Raw genomic sequence first — 1,356 nt, forward strand, 5'->3', positions numbered from 1 at the left:
GGGCCTTCCCCCGTGATGGTGGACACGCGTTCGTTGATCACGCGGCGAGCGTGAGCTTATCGGCGTGGTGTCGGCGTTCGTATTCGTTGGGGCTGAGGTGGCCGTTGGCGGAGTGCCGGCGGCGGGTGTTGTAGCGGGATAGCCAGGTGAAGACCGTCCTTCTGCAGGTGGTGGCATCGCCGTAGTCGTGGGCGCCCTGGAGGGTCTCGCGTTTCAGGGACGCGTGGAAGCTCTCGCAGGCGGCGTTGTCCGCGCTCGTGCCGACCGCGCCCATTGAGCGGGTGACGCCCAGCTGGATGCAGAGGTCGGCGAAGGCCCTGGATCCGTATTGCGCTCCGTGATCGGAGTGGAAGAGCGAGCCGTCCAGAGCGCCGCGGGTGCGAGCGGCCATGCGGAGGGCGTCGGCGACCAGATCGGTGCGCATGTGGTCGGCGATGGACCAGCCGACGACCCTGCGGCTGAAGCAGTCCAGGACGGTCGCGAGATAGAGGAACTCCCCGTTTTCCAGGGGGAGGTAAGTGATGTCCCCCATGTATTTCCGGCCCGGTTCCGGGGCGGTGAAGTCCCGCTGGAACAGGTCCGGGACCAGCGTGGCTGCTGGGTCGGGGACGGTGGTGCGGACGCGTCTGCGCAGGCGGATGCCTGTGATGGCGAACGCTCGCATCACTCGGGCGACGCGTTTCTCGTTGACCGGCAGGCCCTTGTCTCTCAGCTCGGCGGTCACCCGTGGGGAGCCGTAGGCGCCGCCGGACTCGCCGTGGACCTCGCGGATCTTGTCGGCCAGAACCCGGTCCCTGTGCTGCCGGGCGGCCCTGGCCTGCCGGCCGGAGAGCCACTTGTAGTAGCTGGACCTGTTGAGCTCCAGGACCTCGCAGAGCCGCTTCACCTCGTAGGTGGCCCGGTGGTCGTCGACGAACTGGAAGCGGCTGATCACCAGTTCGTCTCTCCGGCGAAATACTTGGCCGCCTTGCGGAGTATGTCCCGCTCGGTCGCCAGCTTGCGCTCGCTCGCCTCGAGCTCGGCTACCCGGGCCTCGAGCTGCCGGATCCGCTCGTCCGGATCGGCCGATGATGCTGTCGCCCCGGCCCGGGCCAGCGTCTCACCGGCCGTCGCAGGCGTAGCGGTGACGCCGCGGCGTTCGCGGTCCCTCAGCACCCACTCGCGCAAGGTGGCCCGGTTGATGCCCAGGTCGGCGGCGATGCTCTTGTACGTCGCCCCAGGTGTGGACTCGTACAGGGCCACGGCATCGGCCTTGAACTCGTCCGAGTAGTCCCTCATCGCCATCGGCGGTGTTCTCGCTTCCTCCGGATCAAGCAAATCCAGTATCAGCATGTCCACCACTCAGGGGGAGGCCCC

1 protein-coding gene is annotated in these 1,356 nt (G+C 67.9%); it reads right to left on the reverse strand.

From position 1 onward, the window contains the following. Window positions 1–37: 37 nt before the first annotated feature. A protein-coding gene (locus V7E45_RS40175) for an IS3 family transposase (protein ID WP_333779235.1) occupies window positions 38–1,284 on the reverse strand; the annotation gives its coding sequence in 2 pieces (ribosomal slippage) (window positions 38–949 and window positions 952–1,284; 1,245 coding nt in all). Between the last annotated feature and the right edge of the window lie 72 nt (window positions 1,285–1,356).

The organism is Streptomyces sp. IBSBF 3136 (assembly GCF_036815105.1).
Classification (GTDB): domain Bacteria; phylum Actinomycetota; class Actinomycetes; order Streptomycetales; family Streptomycetaceae; genus Streptomyces.